16 protein-coding genes are annotated in these 17,911 nt (G+C 67.8%); 11 read left to right on the forward strand and 5 right to left on the reverse strand.

Translation table 11 applies throughout. The features are described 5' to 3' along the window. The first annotated feature begins 53 nt into the window (after positions 1-53). The 5 genes from NA11_RS23895 to NA11_RS23910 all read left to right on the forward strand — a co-directional run bounded on the left by NA11_RS23895 (position 54) and on the right by NA11_RS23910 (position 4,984). Positions 54-1,826 (forward strand): ABC transporter family substrate-binding protein, encoded by a 1,773-nt coding sequence (locus tag NA11_RS23895; RefSeq protein WP_439957091.1) that lies wholly within the window; start codon positions 54-56, stop codon positions 1,824-1,826. Beyond that, complete coding sequence (gene mshB, locus NA11_RS23900) at positions 1,808-2,698, forward strand: N-acetyl-1-D-myo-inositol-2-amino-2-deoxy-alpha-D-glucopyranoside deacetylase (RefSeq protein WP_069164214.1); 891 nt, start codon at positions 1,808-1,810, stop codon at positions 2,696-2,698. Before NA11_RS23895 ends, mshB begins: the two co-directional genes overlap by 19 nt. Positions 2,699-2,888: 190 nt before the next feature. Continuing rightward, on the forward strand, positions 2,889-4,358 hold the full coding sequence (locus NA11_RS23905) for an amino acid permease (protein ID WP_069164215.1): 1,470 nt from the start codon (positions 2,889-2,891) through the stop codon (positions 4,356-4,358). Positions 4,359-4,403: 45 nt separating this feature from the next. Continuing rightward, positions 4,404-4,565 (forward strand): hypothetical protein, encoded by a 162-nt coding sequence (locus NA11_RS45785; protein ID WP_167837710.1) that lies wholly within the window; start codon positions 4,404-4,406, stop codon positions 4,563-4,565. Beyond that, a complete protein-coding gene (locus NA11_RS23910; RefSeq protein WP_084655013.1) occupies positions 4,562-4,984 on the forward strand; it encodes a hypothetical protein in 423 nt (140 codons plus the stop codon). The genes NA11_RS45785 and NA11_RS23910 overlap by 4 nt, the downstream gene beginning before the upstream one ends. 34 nt (positions 4,985-5,018) lie before the next feature. Here the strand turns inward: NA11_RS23910 and NA11_RS23915 are convergent, their stop codons facing one another. Further along, positions 5,019-6,641, reverse strand: coding sequence for a PH domain-containing protein (locus tag NA11_RS23915; RefSeq protein WP_069164216.1), 1,623 nt, complete (start codon positions 6,639-6,641; stop codon positions 5,019-5,021). Further along, complete coding sequence (locus tag NA11_RS23920; RefSeq protein ID WP_084655018.1) at positions 6,638-7,135, reverse strand: PH domain-containing protein; 498 nt, start codon at positions 7,133-7,135, stop codon at positions 6,638-6,640. Before NA11_RS23920 ends, NA11_RS23915 begins: the two co-directional genes overlap by 4 nt. A 264-nt stretch (positions 7,136-7,399) precedes the next feature. Here NA11_RS23920 and NA11_RS23925 point away from each other — a divergent pair, with 264 nt between their 5' ends. From NA11_RS23925 to NA11_RS23945, 5 genes are all read left to right on the forward strand, one after another. Then, positions 7,400-10,000 carry a bifunctional FO biosynthesis protein CofGH gene (locus NA11_RS23925; RefSeq protein WP_069164218.1) on the forward strand — a complete coding sequence of 867 codons (2,601 nt, stop codon included), beginning with the start codon at positions 7,400-7,402 and terminating at the stop codon, positions 9,998-10,000. Between the two features lie 287 nt (positions 10,001-10,287). Further along, on the forward strand, positions 10,288-10,611 hold the full coding sequence (gene fdxA / locus NA11_RS23930) for a ferredoxin (protein WP_014987978.1): 324 nt from the start codon (positions 10,288-10,290) through the stop codon (positions 10,609-10,611). A 4-nt stretch (positions 10,612-10,615) separates the two neighbouring features. Beyond that, positions 10,616-11,725: a succinyldiaminopimelate transaminase gene (gene dapC, locus NA11_RS23935; protein WP_069164219.1), complete on the forward strand. Its 1,110-nt coding sequence runs from the start codon at positions 10,616-10,618 to the stop codon at positions 11,723-11,725. Between the two features lie 92 nt (positions 11,726-11,817). After that, on the forward strand, positions 11,818-13,458 hold the full coding sequence (pruA, locus tag NA11_RS23940; protein WP_069164220.1) for an L-glutamate gamma-semialdehyde dehydrogenase: 1,641 nt from the start codon (positions 11,818-11,820) through the stop codon (positions 13,456-13,458). Beyond that, entirely contained in the window at positions 13,448-14,428 is a 981-nt protein-coding gene (locus NA11_RS23945) for a proline dehydrogenase family protein (protein WP_069164221.1), read from the forward strand. The genes pruA and NA11_RS23945 overlap by 11 nt, the downstream gene beginning before the upstream one ends. Here NA11_RS23945 and NA11_RS23950 read toward each other — a convergent pair whose 3' ends face one another. Beyond that, the gene (locus NA11_RS23950) at positions 14,429-15,310 is read right to left on the reverse strand and encodes an oxygenase MpaB family protein (RefSeq protein ID WP_069164222.1); all 882 of its coding nucleotides are present in this window, start codon (positions 15,308-15,310) and stop codon (positions 14,429-14,431) included. It abuts the gene before it with no gap. Between the two features lie 179 nt (positions 15,311-15,489). Between NA11_RS23950 and NA11_RS23955 the strand changes: the two genes are divergently transcribed. Continuing rightward, complete coding sequence (locus NA11_RS23955) at positions 15,490-16,140, forward strand: TetR/AcrR family transcriptional regulator (RefSeq protein WP_069164223.1); 651 nt, start codon at positions 15,490-15,492, stop codon at positions 16,138-16,140. A gap of 2 nt (positions 16,141-16,142) precedes the next feature. Here the strand turns inward: NA11_RS23955 and NA11_RS23960 are convergent, their stop codons facing one another. Together NA11_RS23960 and NA11_RS23965 are read right to left on the reverse strand one after the other, a co-directional pair. Further along, the gene (locus NA11_RS23960; protein ID WP_069164224.1) at positions 16,143-16,856 is read right to left on the reverse strand and encodes a serine hydrolase family protein; all 714 of its coding nucleotides are present in this window, start codon (positions 16,854-16,856) and stop codon (positions 16,143-16,145) included. A 143-nt stretch (positions 16,857-16,999) separates the two neighbouring features. Continuing rightward, positions 17,000-17,875 (reverse strand): oxygenase MpaB family protein, encoded by an 876-nt coding sequence (locus NA11_RS23965; protein ID WP_069164225.1) that lies wholly within the window; start codon positions 17,873-17,875, stop codon positions 17,000-17,002. Positions 17,876-17,911: the final 36 nt, after the last annotated feature.

The following is a 17,911-nucleotide window of genomic DNA, read 5'->3' on the forward strand; positions in this document are numbered from 1 at the left end:
CGCTGCGCTGCCTCCTCCGGCGCTGACGCTCAGCCCTCAGTAGAGTGCGCATCGTGAGCTCGGAGGGATCTCGACGCGCGACCTGGCGCGCAGTACTGATCATCGTGACGGCGTCGTTGACGGTGTTCGCCGGTTGCACGGCGAACCCGCCACCGCCCATCGAAAGTACCGACAGCCCGAAAACCACACCGGCCAAACCGGGCAAGAGCACGGTGGTCGTCGCGGTCGACACCATCGGCATCGGGTTCAATCCGCACCTGCGGTCGGACCAGTCGCCGGTCACCGCTGCGCTCGGTTCGATGGTGCTGCCGAGCCCGTTCCGGCCGGTGCCGAGTCCGGCCGCGCCGGGCGCGACCGACTGGGTGCCCGACACCTCGCTGATCGCATCGGCCGAGGTGACCGCGCAGGAGCCGTTCACGATCACCTACAAGCTCCGTGACGAAGCGAACTGGTCCGACGGCGCACCGATCGCGGCGGAGGACTTCGAGTTCCTGTGGCAGCAGATGATCGCGCAGCCGGGGGTTGTCGACTCCGCAGGCTATCGATTGATCACCGACATCGACTCCGCCGAGGGCGGCAAGCTGGTGAAAGTGACCATGCGCGAGCCCTATCCGGCGTGGCAGCAGCTGTTCGCCAACCTGCTGCCCTCGCATCTGGCCAAGGACGGGCCCGGCGGGTTCCAGGACGGCTGGGTGAAGCGGATCCGGGTGTCCGGCGGGCAGTTCTCGATCAAGAACATCGATCCGCGGCGTGAGGAAATCCTGCTGGAGCGCAACGCGCGCTACTGGGGCACGCCCGCGGCGCCGGACGAGATCCTGCTGCGTCGTGGCGGCACGCCTGCGCAGCTGGCGGAGTCGTTGCGTACCAACGACGCTCAGATGACGCTGGTGCACGGCGGCGTCGCCACGCAGGCGCAGCTCGCGGCGATCCCGTCGATCCGCACCGCGATCATGCCGCAGTCGCGGACGTTGCAGCTCGCACTCAACGGCCGCACCGGGCCGGTCAGCGATATCCGGGTCCGGCGCGCGGTGCTCGCCCTGCTCGATCCCGCGCTGCTCGCGACGGTCGGCGCGCAGACCGGCGGCTGGGTGGATCCGGTTCGCGCGCAGATCCTTTCGCCGTCCGATCCGGGCTATCAGCCGACCGCGCCGCCGCGCTTGCCTCCCGAGGAAGCGTTCGCGTTGCTCGCGGAGGCAGGGTATGGCCGCGCGCCGGAGCCGCCGCCGGTCAACTCGCCGACCTCGCCCGCGCCGACGCCGCGGCCGATCGCGAAAAACGGTAAATCCCTGTCGATTCGGATCGGCGCGGTGGACGGCGACACCACCGCCATCGCGGTCGCGAACACCGCGGCCGACCAATTGCGCAGTGCGGGAATCGATGCCACGGTGCGCAGCATCGCGGCCGACGAGCTGTACGGGCGTGAGCTGGTCGAGGGCAGCACCGACGCGATCGTCGGCTGGGAACGGGCAGGCTCCGACCCGGCTACGGTGCTCGCCTCTCGCTACGGCTGCCCGCCGCCCGAGCTCGGCACGGGAACCGGTACCGCGCAACCGAACTCGGACCTGGTGCGGCGCGCACCCGCCAACCTGTCCGGGGTCTGCGACCCCGGTCTGCAGCCTGCGATCGACGAGGGACTGCGCGGCATCGATCCGGGCCGGGTGCTCGCCGACGCCGAGCCGAGGCTGTGGGCGTTGGCCACCGTGCTGCCGATCGTGCAGGACAACCTGGTCGCCGCGGCCGGACCTCGGGTCGACGGCGCGTCGCTGAGCGGCAGCATCCAGGTCGGCATCTTCGGCGATGCCGGACAGTGGCGAAAGATCCCGTGACCGGCGGCCTGCTGCTGGTGCACGCGCACCCGGACGACGAATCCATCACCACGGGCGGCACTATCGCGCACTACCGCCGTCGTGGCGTGCCGGTGACCGTGGTGACCTGCACCCTCGGCGAGGAGGGCGAGGTCGTCGGCGACGAGTGGGCGCAGCTGACCGCCGACCGCGCCGATCAACTCGGCGGTTACCGCATTCTCGAATTGACGCGCGCGCTGGCGGCGCTCGATGCCGGGCCGCCGCGGTTCCTCGGCGGTGCAGGCCACTGGCGCGATTCCGGCATGGCGGGCACGCCCGCGGCCGAAAAGCCGAGGGTGTTCGTGCAATCCGGCGCCGAAGCGGTGGACGCGCTGACCGAGGTGCTGCTGGAGCTGCGGCCCGAGGTGGTGATCGGCTACGACCCGAACGGCGGCTACGGGCATCCCGACCACATTCGGGCGCACCAGATCGCCACGGCCGCCGTGCATGTCGCCGCCGACCGCGGCTGGGACATCCCGAAGTTCTATTGGACCGTCACCGACGCGGACATGCTGCGTCAGCACACGGCCGCGCTGGCCAAGCGCACGGTCGACGGGCTGCCCGGCCGACTGCCCGCGGGCTGGCGACTGCCCGCGGACGGCGAGCTCGCGTGCGTCCCCAGCCACACGGTGACGACCACCATCGACGTGTCCGACGTGCTGGCCGCCAAGCGGGCCGCCTTGCGCGCCCACGCCACGCAACTCACGGTGGCGCCGTCGGGCCGGGAATTCGCGCTCACCAACAATGTTGCTCAACCGGTACTGCCGGAGGAGCACTACGTGCTCGTGCGTGGTCGGCGGGGCCAGGTCGGGTCGGACGGCCGCGAACATGATCTCTTCGCCGGACTCGATTAACGAACTTCCATCAATGGCCGCAGACTCTCGCCGTAGTTCCTGCCATGTTTAGGCGAAATTACCGAATGACTTCCTGAACGCCCGCTGAGCTGCGGATATCTGTAGCCTGAGGGTTGCTGTTTGACCTATCCGGTACGCCGGGTACCGTTCCCGTGATCTCGAATTCTCGATGTGGAGGGCGAAGCGGTTCATGACGGCGGTCGGCGACAGGTCTCATCTGAGTGATGAGGACGCGGGATACCACAAGAGTCTCAAGCCTCGACAGCTGCAGATGATCGCCATCGGCGGCGCCATCGGCACCGGCCTGTTCCTCGGGGCAGGCGGCAGGCTCGCCAACGCCGGACCCGGCCTGTTCCTCGTCTACGGCGTCTGCGGCTTCTTCGCCTTCCTGATCCTGCGTGCCCTCGGCGAACTGGTGCTGCACCGGCCCTCGTCCGGCTCGTTCGTCTCCTATGCGCGCGAGTTCTTCGGCGAGAAGGCCGCGTTCGTGGCCGGCTGGATGTACTTCCTCAACTGGTCGATGACCGGCATCGCCGACACCACCGCGATCGCCCAGTACTTCCACTACTGGTCCGGGTTCAGCAGTGTCCCGCAGTGGGTGCTCGCGCTCATCGCGCTGGTCCTGGTGCTCAGCATCAACCTGATCTCGGTGAAGTGGTTCGGCGAGATGGAGTTCTGGGCCGCGCTGGTGAAGGTGTTCGCGCTGAGCGCGTTCCTGATCATCGGCACGATCTTCCTCATCGGCCGGTTCACCGTGCAGGGGCACCCGACCGGGCCGAGCGTGATCAGCGACAGCGGCGGGTTGTTCCCGACCGGGGTGCTGCCGCTGGTCGTCGTGGTCTCCGGCGTGGTGTTCGCCTACGCCGCCGTCGAATTGGTCGGCACCGCGGCAGGCGAGACCGAGAACCCGGCCAAGATCATGCCGCGCGCCATCAACTCGGTGATCGCCCGCATCGCGATCTTCTACGTCGGCTCGCTGGTGCTGCTCGCCCTGCTGCTGCCGTACACGGCCTACACCGCCAAGGAAAGCCCGTTCGTCACCTTCTTCACCATGCTCGGCGTGCCTGGCATCGGCAGCGTGATGAACCTCGTCGTGCTCACCGCCGCGTTCTCCAGCCTCAATGCCGGGCTGTATTCGACCGGACGCATCCTGCGCTCGATGTCGATGAACGGCAGCGCGCCGAAGTTCACCGGTGTGATGGGCCGCAACGGCGTTCCCTACGGCGGCATCCTGCTGACCAGCGGGATCGCACTCATCGGCATCGCGCTGAACGGTGTGGTGCCGGACCAGGCCTTCGAGATCGTGCTGAACATGGCCTCGCTCGGCATCGTCGCCTCCTGGGCCACCATTGTGCTGTGCCAGCTGCAGCTGTGGCGGTGGGCCAAAGAGGGCAAGGTGACGCGCCCGGCGTTCCGCATGTTCGGTGCGCCCTACACCGGCCTGCTCACGCTGGTGTTCCTGTTCTTCGTGGTGGTGCTGACCGGCTTCGACTATCCGGTGGGCACCTGGACCGTCGCGTCGCTGGCGCTGATCATCCCGATGCTGATCGTCGGCTGGCTGGTGGCGCGCAAGCGGGTGCTGTCCATCGCCGAGGAGCGGATGGGCTACACCGGTGAGTTCCCGGTGGTCGCGAACATCCCGATGGACGGCGAGAAGTGATCATGCGGGTCCCGGCCGCGACAGTGCCGGAATAGACTCGCTCCCATGCAGTACAACTGGTCGGTCCAGGACGCGATCGTGGCGTTCGTCGAGAGCATGAAGCCGAACTGGCCCGCGCAGCACGAGCTGTACCTGTCGGCATTGCACGGATTCGTCGAGATGCAGAGTCACCTCCTGACCCTTCTCGGCTTCCCTCCGGTGCCGTGAGGGCGACCATCGACGATCAAGCCACGGTGATCGCCAAGGCGCAGACGTCGCCGGGCCCGCTCGGCACGGTCATCCTCGTGGTGCTGGTGCTCGACGCGTTCATCACGCTCGCGCTGGAGGTCATGTACCTGCCCACCTACGTCGGCAGCATCTCGGTTCCGCTCGCCGGCGTGCTGGCCGGTGTGGTGAACGTGCTCCTCGTGATGGGCGTGCGCAGCGTCTCGCAGCGCGTCGCGGCGATGTTCTTGCCGCTGGCCGCATGGACTTTCGGCTTCCTGGTCTGCGCGACCACCGGGCCGGGCGGCGACATCATGCTCGCCAGCGATTGGCGCACCTTGCTGCTGCTCTTCTGCGGACTGGTGCCACCGCTGGTGTACCTCTACCTCCGGCTCAACACCGCGGTGTTGAGCCGGACCTAGTACCTCGGCCGCACCGCCCGTCCGTGGCGAGGCACTAGCGTTTGTCGAGTCGGCTTGTCCGGTCGCCGAGTTGGCCGGGCGTGACCGAATCGATGAGCGCCCACGCCTGGTCGAGTTCGATGTCGAGCACGTGATAACGCTTCTTGCCCGCCGCGGTGGCCGCGACGACGGTGGCGACGCCCGCGCGACGTTGGAAGAAGCTTTGCCGGACGGTCCAGCCGATCACGCCGGGAGCCTCCAGACAATCCCGGTCCCGGTCCAATGAGCCGGAGCGGGTGATCAACCAGGCTGGGCCGGTGGCGGTTTCGGGCAGGACGGTGTGACCGAGGCCGCGGTAGCGATCCTCGGCCAGCGCGATCGCCAACGGGACGAGCAGGATCGGCACGCACCACCACCATGGCGAAAACGCAACGCCCGCAAGCGAAACGATCAGCATGACGGCCGCGGCGACGGCGATCGGCGCGAGCGTGCGGTTGTACCGCCTGCGGCGCGCGACCGCACCGTGCGCGAGCAGCGGGGCGCTGCCGGGATGTGCGATCGGCTGCGGGGCAATGACCTTGTCCTGGAGGTCATTCGGCGCGAGCAGGTGGCCGAGCGTGTGCTCGATCGCCGGGCGTGGGGCCTGCGGGAGGATCTTCTGCCTCGGGTTCTCGCCGACCATGATGGCCTCGAGTTCGGCGGCGCCGGCCAGCCGCAGCAGCAGTGGTTCGTTCACCGTCGCGCCGCGGAAGCGCGCCAGATCCAAGGTGATCTGGCGGGTGGTGAACAGGCCGTGCCGCAGCTGCAGGGTCCGGCTGTCATCGAGGACGGTCAGGCCGAAATACGTTGCCAGATACCGGGCGCAGGCGGCGGCGCTGACCACGAGCACGATCACGACGACCAGGGCGACCGCGCTGATCGCGACGATCATCGCGCCACCGTTCTCCACCCGGCGCACCGCGTCCGAGCGGAACAACACCTGCCCGACGCCGTACTGGAAGGCGAGGCCGACGATCGGTGCGATGATCGCGAAACCGGTCAAGGACAGAGGCGCGTACCGCACCCAGCGCGGCTGCCAGTGCCCGATCTCACGGGCCGGTGGGCTCGCCTGATCTTCTTGTGCCGCGGCATCATTCGGGTCCGCGTCGGTAACCGGTTGTCCGGCAACGCTGTTCGGTGCGGCCGTGTGCGCGAGCAGCGCGGCCCGCAGCTCGGGAACCAACCGTGCGTCGAGCGCGTCCAGCTTGAACTTCTCACCCGAATCCGCCTGCTGTCCGGTGCCGATGGCCAGCACCGCCAGCCCGAGCAGCCGATGCAGCAGGTCGGCTTCGATATCCACCGAACGGATTCGGGAGCGCGGCACCGACAGCTTCTTGCGCTGAATCAGTCCGGTGCGCAACTCGACATGGGTCGGCCCGACCCGATAGGTGGTGGTGAACCAGCGGGTGAGGGCGAACCCGACGATCAGCACCAGCGGGATGATGCTCCACCCGTGGTTGCCGCTGCTGGTGCCGAGGATCACCGAACCGATCAGCACCGGGATGAACTTGACCACCTCGGTGACCGGATGTACCAGCAACATTCGCTTGTCCAGCCGCGCCCATGGCTGATCCGTCTGCGGTGCAACGGAAGACAGGGGCTCGGCGGTGTTCTCGGTTCGCTCGCTGTGCTCACTCATGTCGCATCGCCTCGATGCTGGGCGGCGATCCTGGTCAGCCGCGTCACCGTCTCCTCGGCCACCGGAAAGTCGAGGCCTTCGATGCGCACCGCGCCCGCGGACGACGCCGTGGTCACCGTCACGGTGGCCAGCCCGAACAGCCGCTCCAGCGGTCCACGTTCGGTGTCGACGGTCTGCACTCGGGAAATCGGCGCCACCCTGCTCTCCTGGGTGATCCAGCCGACCCTGGTGTACACGGCCTCCTCGGTGACCTCCCAGCGATGGACCGCGTATCGCCACCACGGCACCGCCCCGATATTCAGTGCCGCGAGCGCGAGCACCACCAGCAGGACCGTGAGCTGCCAACCGCGATTGCCTGCGTCGAGCACCGCCCAGACGATCAGGCCCGCGAACGGAAACATCCAGAAGAGTGCGGCCTGCACGGACCACAGGAGTTTGGCCTTCGGACTGGGACGCCAGGCCGGATCGGCCAGAATCGTGCGCGGCTGCGACATGCTGCCCATGCTTCCATGAAGTCGCGCTGGTGGGGACGCCGAACGAGTGCGGCGCGGCGCGCACCCGGCGTCGAATACGCGTCCGCCGCCGGGAATATCCAAGGGCCCGCAGGAATAGTGCCGAGCCGCAAGCAGTTGTCAACGCTCACATGGTGCCTCGCTGTCCAGGGCGCCGTGATGAGCGTGGGCTGATCGGTCCGCAGCGTTGCGGTCGTTACGCTCAGTCGTCAGCACTGGAGGGAGACAGTTCCGGATGTGTAGCGCATGATCGAGACCGTGACTGATCTAGCTAACCCGAGCGTCCCATCCGCACCGCCTTCTCCATCGGCCATGCGCCGGGCGTTGCGACGGGCCCGTGACGGTGTCACGTTGAACGTGGACGAGGCGGCGGTGCTGTTGCACGCGACCGGCGACGACCTGATCGACCTGAGCCACAGTGCCGCCAGGGTGCGTGATGCTGGGCTCGAATCGGCGGGGCGCCCGAAAACGATCAGCTACTCGCGCAATGTCTTCATCCCACTCACCAAGCTGTGCCGGGACAAGTGCCACTACTGCACGTTCGTGACCGTGCCGGGCAAGCTGCGCGCCGAGGGCAAGGGCATGTTCCTCGAGCCGGACGAGGTGCTCGACATCGCGCGGCGCGGTGCGGCGCTCGGATGCAAGGAGGCCCTGTTCACGCTGGGCGACCGCCCCGAGGACCGCTGGCCGGAGGCCGCGCAGTGGCTCGACGAGCGCGGCTACGACTCCACCCTCGACTACCTGCGCGCCGTCTCGATCATGGTGCTGGAGGAGACGGGCCTGCTGCCGCACTTGAATCCCGGTGTGATGTCGTGGGAGGAGATCTCCAGGCTCAAGCCGGTCGCCCAGTCGATGGGCATGATGCTGGAGACGACCGCGACCAGGCTGTTCACCGAGAAGGGCAACTGCCACTACGGCAGCCCGGACAAGGACCCAGCGGTCCGGCTGCGCGCCATCACCGACGCGGGCCGCCTTTCGGTCCCGTACACCACCGGCGTCCTGGTCGGCATCGGCGAGACACTGACCGAACGTGCCGAGTCGATCATGGCGATTCGCAAGCAGCACAAGGCTTTCGGGCATATCCAGGAAGTCATCATCCAGAACTTCCGCGCCAAGGACGACACCGCGATGCGCGACGTCCCCGACGCGGGCATCGAGGAATTCCTGGCCACCATCGCGGTGACCAGGCTGCTGCTCGGGCCGGACGTGCCGGTGCAGGCGCCGCCGAACCTGGTGTCGCACGAGGACTGCCAGGCATTGATCGACGCGGGCATCGATGACTGGGGCGGCGTGTCACCGGTGACGGTGGACCACGTGAACCCGGAGCGGCCGTGGCCGAATCTGGACACGCTGCGCGAGATCACCGAGGCGGCCGGATATCAACTGGTGGAACGCACCTCCGCGCATCCGAAATATGTGCGCGCGGGGAGCCCGTGGATCGATCCGCGGATCGGCGTGCACGTCGCCGCGCTGACCGATCCGGCCACCGGCCTGGCCAATTCGGACGCGATGCCGGTCGGCCTGCCGTGGCAGGAACCGGACCAGTCCTGGGAATCCGCAGGGCGCGTCGACCTGAACACCTCGATCGATACCGAGGGCCGCAACACCGAGAGCCGCAGCGATTCCGCGCTCGGCCAGGACGTGGTCGGCGCGTTCGGCGATTGGGACACCATCAGGGAGCAGGCCCGCGATCTCGCCGTCGCGACGCCGGAGCGGCTCGATTCGGATGTGCTCGCCGCGCTGCGTGCGGCCGAGCAGGATCCGGCCGGGCTCACCGACGCCGAGTATTTGGCGCTGGCCACGGCCGACGGCGCGAATCTGGAGGCGGTCGCCGCGCTGGCCGACCAGCTGCGCCGCGACACCGTCGGCGACGACGTCACCTACGTGGTGAACCGGAACATCAACTTCACCAACATCTGCTACACCGGCTGCCGGTTCTGCGCGTTCGCCCAGCGCAAGGGCGATGCCGACGCGTTCACGCTGAGCACGGACGAGGTCGCCGACCGGGCATGGGAGGCGCACGTCGACGGTGCCACCGAGGTCTGCATGCAGGGCGGCATCGATCCCGATCTGCCGGTCACCGGCTACGCCGACATCGTGCGCGCGGTGAAGCAGCGGGTGCCGTCGATGCACGTGCACGCCTTCAGCCCGATGGAGATCGTGAACGGCGCCTCGCGCGGCGGGCAGAGCATCCGCGATTGGCTGGTGGCACTGAAGGAGGCCGGGCTCGACACCATCCCCGGCACCGCGGCGGAGATCCTCGACGACGAGGTGCGCTGGGTGCTCACCAAGGGCAAGCTGCCGACCTCGGCCTGGATCGAGGTGATCACCACCGCGCATCAGGTCGGCCTTCGGTCCAGCTCGACGATGATGTACGGCCACGTGGACAACCCGAAGCACTGGGTCGGCCACCTGCGCGTGCTGCGTGGAATCCAGGACGAGACAGGCGGTTTCACCGAATTCGTGCTGCTGCCGTTCGTGCACCAGAGCGCCCCGCTGTACCTGGCGGGCGCGGCGCGGCCCGGCCCGACCATCCGGGACAACCGGGCCGCGCACGCGCTGGCACGAATCATGCTGCACGGGCGGATCGACAACATCCAGACCAGCTGGGTGAAGCTCGGCACCACCGGAACCAGAGTGATGCTCAACAGCGGCGCCAACGATCTCGGCGGCACGCTGATGGAGGAAACCATCTCCCGGATGGCGGGCTCCCAGCACGGGTCGGCCAAGACGGTCGCCGAGCTCGTCGATATCGCCGCTGGCATCGGTCGCCCGGCTCGAGAACGGACCACGACGTACGGCGTTCCGCAACACAAGGTTTCGGCGTTGCCACTTTCGGTCGGCTGACGGCGTAGGCTGGCCGGGTAACGGCCGCGAGCCGTCGCCGACGATAGTCGGGGCCTGCCGTTGCGATCGAATTCGAGCGTCGGCGGGCCGGCCACGGACTCGGTGGACCGATAGTGACGAGGCCGGGCGCGGAATGCCCAGCTCCGGGCGGTGCTTTCGGACAACCTCAGTGTCGTGCGGAACATCGGAAGTTAGGCAAGGCTGACCCGGAGTAGCGTGGGGTGTCCGGATAGGGTTTCGCTGGGCGGACTATCCCCGCAAGGTGAGGACAGACTAGGAGAACGGCAGTGCCGTACATCATCGCTGAACCGTGCGTTGACGTGAAGGACAAGGCATGCATCGAAGAATGCCCCGTGGACTGTATCTACGAGGGTGGTCGCATGCTGTACATCCATCCCGACGAATGCGTGGACTGTGGTGCATGTGAGCCGGTGTGCCCGGTGGAGGCGATCTTCTACGAAGACGACACCCCGGACCAGTGGAGCGGATACGTGAACGCCAACGTCGACTTCTTCGACGAGCTCGGTTCGCCCGGTGGCGCGACCAAGGTCGGCAAGGTCGACTACGACCCGCCGTTCATCAAGGAACTACCGCCCATGGCGAGTGAGTAGCTCCGTGCCCGCACGTCGTCGGGTCAGCAGTCTGCTCCCTGATTTTCCCTGGGACACCATCGCTTCGGTGAAGGCCAAGGCGGCGGCGTATCCGGGTGGCATCGTTGATTTGTCCGTTGGCACGCCGGTGGATCGGGTCGACCCGCTGATTCGGGAGGCGCTGAGTTCGGCGTCCGCCGTGCCCGGTTATCCGGCCACGCACGGCACGCCCGAGCTCCGCGCGGCCGCGGTCGACTCGCTCACACGGCGCTACGGGATCACCGGACTCGACCCGGCGGCGGTGTTGCCGGTGATCGGCACCAAGGAGCTGATCGCCGGACTGCCTCGGCTGCTCGGCCTCGGTGCCGACGATCTGGTCGTGATCCCCGAGGTCGCTTATCCGACGTACGAGGTCGGCGCGCTGCTGGCCGGTGCGCAGGTCGCCCGCGCCGACGGACTGACCCAGCTCGGCCCTCGGACGCCCGCGTTGATCTTCGTGAACTCGCCGTCGAACCCGACGGGACGGGTGCTCGGCGTCGACCATCTGCGCAAGGTCGTCGAATTCGCCAGGGCGCGCGATGTTGTCGTCGCCTCCGACGAGTGCTACCTCGGCCTGACGTGGGACGGACGGGCGGTGTCCATCCTCGATCCCGAGGTCTCGGGCGGCGACCACACGAACCTGCTTGCCGTGCACTCGCTTTCGAAGACCTCCAACCTGGCCGGCTATCGCGCAGGCTTCGTCGCAGGCGACCCTGCGCTGGTCGCCGAGCTGCTCGAGGTGCGCAAACACGCGGGCATGATGATGCCGTTCCCCATCCAAGCCGCGATGACCGCTGCGCTCGGCGACGACACGCACGAGGCGCAGCAGCGGGAGCGGTACCGCGCCCGCCGGGATGTGCTGCGAAAGGCCTTGGCGGCGGCAGGTTTCCGAATCGACGACTCGGAGGCCGGCCTCTACCTGTGGTCCACCCGCGGTGAACCGTGCCGAACCACTCTCGACTGGCTCGCCGACCGCGGCATCCTCGCCGCCCCCGGCGACTTCTACGGCCCCACCGGCGCCGAACACGTCCGCATCGCCCTTACCGCGACCGACGAGCGCATCGCCACCGCGGCGCAGCGATTGACCGCGGGCTGAGCTGCGCGCCACCGCAGACCCGCGACGACACGCCACCCGCCGCTGACGATCGGCAGCGCTCTCCCGGCAGCGGGGGAGCGCTAGCCTGAAGTATGGACGCTGTCACGGTTGTTCCTGTTCCAGTCAACGAGCCCGTGCATTCCTACGCACCGGGCAGTCCCGAGCGGGAACGGCTTGTCGCCAAGCTTGCCGAGATCGCCGCGGACTCGGTCGAGATTCCGCTGGTGATCGGCGGTAAACACCGGCCCGGCAGCGGCGAGCGGCACACCGTCGTCGCACCGCACCGGCACCGTCACGTGCTCGGCACCTACACCGACACCACACCGTCGGAGGCACAAGGCGCGATCGACGCCGCGACCGCGGCCGCACCCGGCTGGCGGGCGCTGCCGTTCGACGAACGCGCGGCGATCCTGCTGCGTGCCGCCGACCTGCTGGCGGGTCCGTGGCGCGAGACGATCGCCGCCGCGACCATGCTCGGTCAGTCGAAATCGGCGCAGCAGGCCGAGATCGACGCGCCGTGCGAGCTGATCGACTTCTGGCGGTTCAACGTCGCCTTCGCACGCCAGATCATGGCGCAACAACCGGAATCGAGCGCCGGGGTGTGGAACCGGCTCGACTATCGGCCGTTGGAAGGCTTTGTCTACGCGATCACGCCGTTCAACTTCACCGCGATCGCCGGGAACCTGCCGACCGCGCCCGCGTTGATGGGCAACACCGTGGTGTGGAAGCCGTCGCCGACGCAGACGCTGTCCGCGTTCTACACGATGCGGCTGCTTGAGGCGGCGGGCCTGCCGCCCGGTGTGATCAACATGGTGACCGGCGACGGCATCGACCTGTCGAAGGTGGCGCTGGCCGATCCCCGGCTCGCAGGCATCCATTTCACCGGCTCCACCAAGACCTTTCAGTACCTGTGGCAGCAGGTCGGCGCGAATATCGGCCGGTACCATGGTTATCCGCGACTGGTCGGGGAGACCGGCGGCAAGGATTTCATCGTCGCGCATCCGTCCGCCGATCCGGATGCCTTGCGGGCAGCGCTGATTCGTGGTGCCTTCGAATATCAAGGACAGAAGTGCTCGGCCGCCTCCCGCGCCTATATCGCGCGGTCGGTGTGGCGCACGATGGGTGACGACTTCCTGCAGCTGACCGGCGAGCTGAGCTATGGCGACGTGGCCGATCTGTCGAATTTCGGTGGGGCGGTGATCGATCGGCGCGCGTTCGACAAGAACGCCGCCGCCATCCGGCGGGCCAGGGACGCCGGGATCACCATCCCGGTCGGCGGCACCTACGACGACAGCGAGGGCTGGTTCGTCCAGCCGACGGTGCTGTTGGCCGACGATCCGCACGACGAGTCGTTCGCGACCGAGTATTTCGGGCCGGTCCTTTCGGTGTACGTGTACGACGACGCCGAACCCGGTGCGTACGCCGCGATCCTGGCCGAGGCCGAGTCGGCGACACCGTACGCACTGACCGGCGCGGTGTTCGCGCGAGACCGCGCGGCGATCGAACAGGCGGGCGCCGCACTGCGATTCGCGGCGGGCAACTTCTATATCAACGACAAGCCGACCGGCGCGGTGGTCGGCCAGCAGCCGTTCGGCGGCGCCCGTGCCTCCGGCACCGACGACAAGGCGGGCTCCCCGCTGAACCTGCTGCGCTGGGTCGCCCCGCGCACCATCAAGGAAACCTTCGTGCCGCCCACCGGCTACCGCTACCCGCACATGGCGGGTGACGAATGAGCAGGGGGCGCTGGTGAATCCGTTGCGGCCGGTGATTCTCGCGGCGGCGGGGTCGCCGCGACTGAAACGGGCGCTCACCGGCATTCCGGTCACCTCCGATATCGTGCGCCGGTTCGTGGCAGGGGAGACCAGGGACGACCTGATCACCGTCGCGCAGCAGCTGTTGCACAGCGGCCGGATGGTGAGCGTGGACTTTCTCGGGGAGAACACCACCGACCGCGCGCAGGCCGATGCGACAGTGGCCGAATATCTGTCGTTGATCAACGATTTAGCGGCGCTGGAGCGGCCGCCGCTGGCCGGCATCGAGGCCGCGCCGGTGGAGGTGTCGGTGAAGCTTTCCGCGCTGGGGCAGGCGCTGCCCGAAGACGGACCGACGATCGCAACCGAGAACCTGCGCATCCTGTGCACCAAGGCGGCGCAGGCCGGCGTGTGGGTGACGGTGGACGCCGAGGACCACACCACCACCGCGGCCACTTTGGCGACGGTCACCGAGCTGCGCGGCGAATTCCCTTGGCTGGGGGCGGTTGTGCAGGCGTATCTGCACCGCACCGAGGTGGACTGTCGGGATCTGTCCGGCGCGGGCTCGCGAATCCGGTTGTGCAAGGGGGCCTATCGGGAGCCGCACGAGGTCGCGTTCCAGCGGTCGGCCGAGGTCACCGACTCCTATCTGCGCTGCCTGGCGATCCTGATGCGTGGCGACGGCTACCCGATGGTGGCATCGCACGATCCGGCCGTGATCGCCGCCGCCGAGCAGCTGGTCACCGAAACAGGCCGTGGCCCAGGTCGATTCGAGCACCAAATGCTGTACGGCATTCGGGACGGCGAGCAGGTGCGGCTCGCTGCGGCGGGCAAAGCGGTGCGGGTGTACGTGCCTTATGGCAGCCAGTGGTACGGCTATCTGACCAGGCGGTTGGCGGAGCGACCCGCCAACCTCACGTTCTTCCTGCGTGCGCTGGTCAGCAAGTCCTGACTAGACCAGCGGCTTGCCGAGCCGCATCCGCCTGCGCAGGTCGAACAGGTAGGCGTTGAGCGGAAACATCCGCGCCTGCTTGGGCATTCGGTTGGTGACGGCGGCGATGCCGCGCATCATCCGATCGAAGCGGCGCTGATCATTGTCGGTCCAGGTCAGCTGCATCTCGTCGCGCAGGTGCTGCGGCAGCAGCCCGGTGACCGTGAAGCGCTGCAGCCTGGCGAAGGTGAACTGGATCGGCTTGGGCATCATCTTCAGGTCGATCAAGTCGTTGAAGTAGTCGCGCAGCGCCGGTTCGATACTCCGCAGTGCGAGGTTCTCGTCCCAATACTGTTGGAACGCCGCACGATCGGCGGGCCACAGCTCCGGACGCATTTGCAGGGTGGTGCCGAGTCGCGCGCAGTAGCGGTAATAGTCGTCGGCGAGGTCGGCGTCCATCGGCCCGTGCATGCGGGTGTACAGGTCGTCGATGCCCCAGTAGAGGCACGCGGCAACCCACAGCTGCAATGTGGGATCGAAGGCGTTGTATTTGACCGGGCTGTCCGGCCCGGAGCGCACCGGACGGTGCGAGACGTTGACCGCCTCGCGGTAGGCCACCCGCTCGTCCTCGGTGCCGAGCAGGGCGACCGCGATGTAGCTCAGCGTGGTGCGCAGCCGTTTGATCGGATGCAGCGTCACTTTGCCGCTGTCGACGGTGCTCTCCAGCACGCCGCGGCCGACCGGGCGCAGGCTGAGCTGCACGATGACATTGGCGGTGCCGCCGAGGAAGGCCGTGACACCGTCCAGGTACTGCCCGACGTCGTCCGGCGTGAGTGTCGTGGTTGCCGGGCGTGCGGACCGGCTCGAATTCGGATCGTTCGCGGCGTACAGCGGTGCGGTCATCGTCGACCCCGTCTTTCTGTGTCCGCCCGCTCTCCGATGAGCGAACGGTGAGAAGATTATGCCCTCACCATCTCATTGTCTCGGAATCCCTGTCAATGGGCCTGATATCCGGCATCCGGCGTGAAGCTCTGCGAGGATGTTTGTGTCATCGTTTCGTCGACGCGGATAGGGTGGAAGGCATGTCGAGGCTGACCAAACTGCTGCCGCTGGTGCGGAACGCCGGCCCGGAGGATCGCAACCAGGCGCGCGTGCTCGATGCCGCGATGCTGGCCTTCCTCGACTTCGGCATCAAACGCACCAGCATGGTCGAGGTCGCCCGGCGCTGTGGGCTGTCGCTGGCCACCCTGTATCGGCGGTTCGCCAGCAAATCGGACCTGATCGAGGCGGTCGGGCTGCGGCAGACCCGCGAGTTCGTCGAGGGCGTCGACGCGGCGCTGCAACGGCAGGTCGATCGGGACGCCAGCGCGGAAGCGCAGATCGTCGAACTGTTCGCCGCGTTCATCAAGGGCCTGCGCGACAACGAGCTCGTGCACCGGCTGCTCGCCACCGAGCCCGAGCTGGTGCTGCCCTACCTCACCGTCAAGGGCGCGCCGGTCCTCGAACTCGGCAGGGACTATCTGGCCGAGTTCATCAGCAGGTTGCAGCAGGAGGGCAAGCTGCCCGACTACGACCCGGAACCGTTGGCGGAGATGATCGCCCGCACCGCGCTGTCGCTCGCACTGACGCCGCAAACGGTGATTCCGTTGCACGACGATGCGGCGATCCGGCAGTTCGCGCGTGATCATGTGGTGGTGTCGTTCCGGGTGCCGAGCACTCCGCACCGGTCCTGAACTCAGTGCGCGGCAAGCAGTTCGCGCGTGGCCCTCGGTAGCGCCTCGAGCAGGTCGGCGGTCTGGTCGTCCGCCGAACCGTGGCTATGCGCCGCCACTGTGAAGCCTGGGCCGAACGAGGCCGACGCGACATCGGGCGCGCCGACATCGGACCACCCCCACTTGGTGCCGAGGACGAACGGCAAACGTGCGGTGCCCCAATCCTGTTCGGTGCCGTCGACTGCGATCTCGCCTGCGGCGGCCATCCATTCGAAGATCGGTGACGCGGGTTCGGTGCGCTTCTTCGTGTCGAGGAAGTCGGCCACGTCCGCGGTGCTCGTTGTCGCGGCGCCCCAGTCGTCCGCCGCGTGCGTGTCGGCCAGATGGTATTCCGCCGCAACGGCATTGATCGACTGCGGGTACTTCGCCGCCATCGTGGTCGCCGCACTGTCGTCCGAGTAGCGGATCATCCGCTCGGCGAGGTCGCGGTCCGCGCGCGACCCGTCACCGTGGCGCAGCGCATAATCGGCGAGGTAGAGCTTGATCAGCGACAGGCTGGCCCGTTGCTCGTGCTCGTTCGCGGTGCTCCACTGCGCGCCGAAGGGGGAGCGGACCGAGATCGCGGTCCGTGCGGGGACGCCGTCGAGCTCATAGCTCTCCGCGTGCGCGATCGCCGCGGTGAACGCGCAACACGTCGCCGCGGCGGCTGCCGCGATCGCAACGGTCCGATAGCCCATCGTTTCCTCCTGGCTCGGCCCCCCATTGCTTCGGGTGCTGTGCTCGTCGAGACAAACGGTGTTCTTCGTGCCCTTCGAGATAACACTGCGCGGCGGGGAAAACGCGATCGCGACACGCGATTGTTGATCAACTGCCCAGGCGCTCAGACCAGGCGCAGGCCGAGACGGCGGCGGATGCGCAGATCGAGGAGATAGGCATTCACCGGAAGCAGCCGCACCGGCCGCGGCAGCAACGCCTGGGTGGTGCCGACGGCACGCATGATGCGGTCGAGCGCGTGGTCGTCGCGCTCGCTCCATGCGCAGCCCATCTGGTCGCGGAGATGCTGCGGCAGCAGGCCGATGACGAAGAATCGGTGCGCCCGGCCGAAGGCGAGCTGGGCGGGGCGCGGCAGCATCTTCAGGTCGATCAGGTCGTTGAAGTAGGCGCGGATCGGCGGGTCGATGGTGGTGGCGGCGAGGTGCTTCGCCCAGTACTCGGCGAAGGCATGTCGATCGGCGGGCCACATCTCGGCAGGCATCTGCAGCGTGGTGCCGAAGCGGGCGCTGAACTGGTAGAAGGCGTCGGCGGTCGCCTCGTCCATCGGCCCGTGCATGCGCTCGTACATGTCTTGCGCGCCCCAGTACAGGCAGGCGGCCACCCATAGCTGCAGTGCCGGGTCGAAGGCGTTGTACCGCACCGGACTCGACCCGGTCGACCGCACCTGTCGATGCGAAAGGTTCACCGCCGCACGGTAATCCGAGCGCTCGTCGGCGGTGCCGAACATCGCGACGGCGAGATAGGTGACGGTGGTGCGCAACCGCTTGATCGGATGCAGCATGACCTTGCCGCTGTCGACGGTGCTTTCCACCACGCCGTAGCCGACCGGCGGGGTGCTCAACTGCATGATGACGTTCGCGGTGCCGCCGAGAAAGGCGGCGAAGCCGTCGAGGAGCTCCGCGACGTCGAAATCGTCCGGCGGCTGCGTGCGCCCGCCGTTCTCTCGCGGTTCGTGCGTCGATGCGCGATATGGCCTGGTCATCGTTGACCCCTGTCTCATTGAGAAGGCTATGCATGA

The organism is Nocardia altamirensis NBRC 108246, from assembly GCF_001612685.1.
GTDB lineage: Bacteria > Actinomycetota > Actinomycetes > Mycobacteriales > Mycobacteriaceae > Nocardia > Nocardia altamirensis.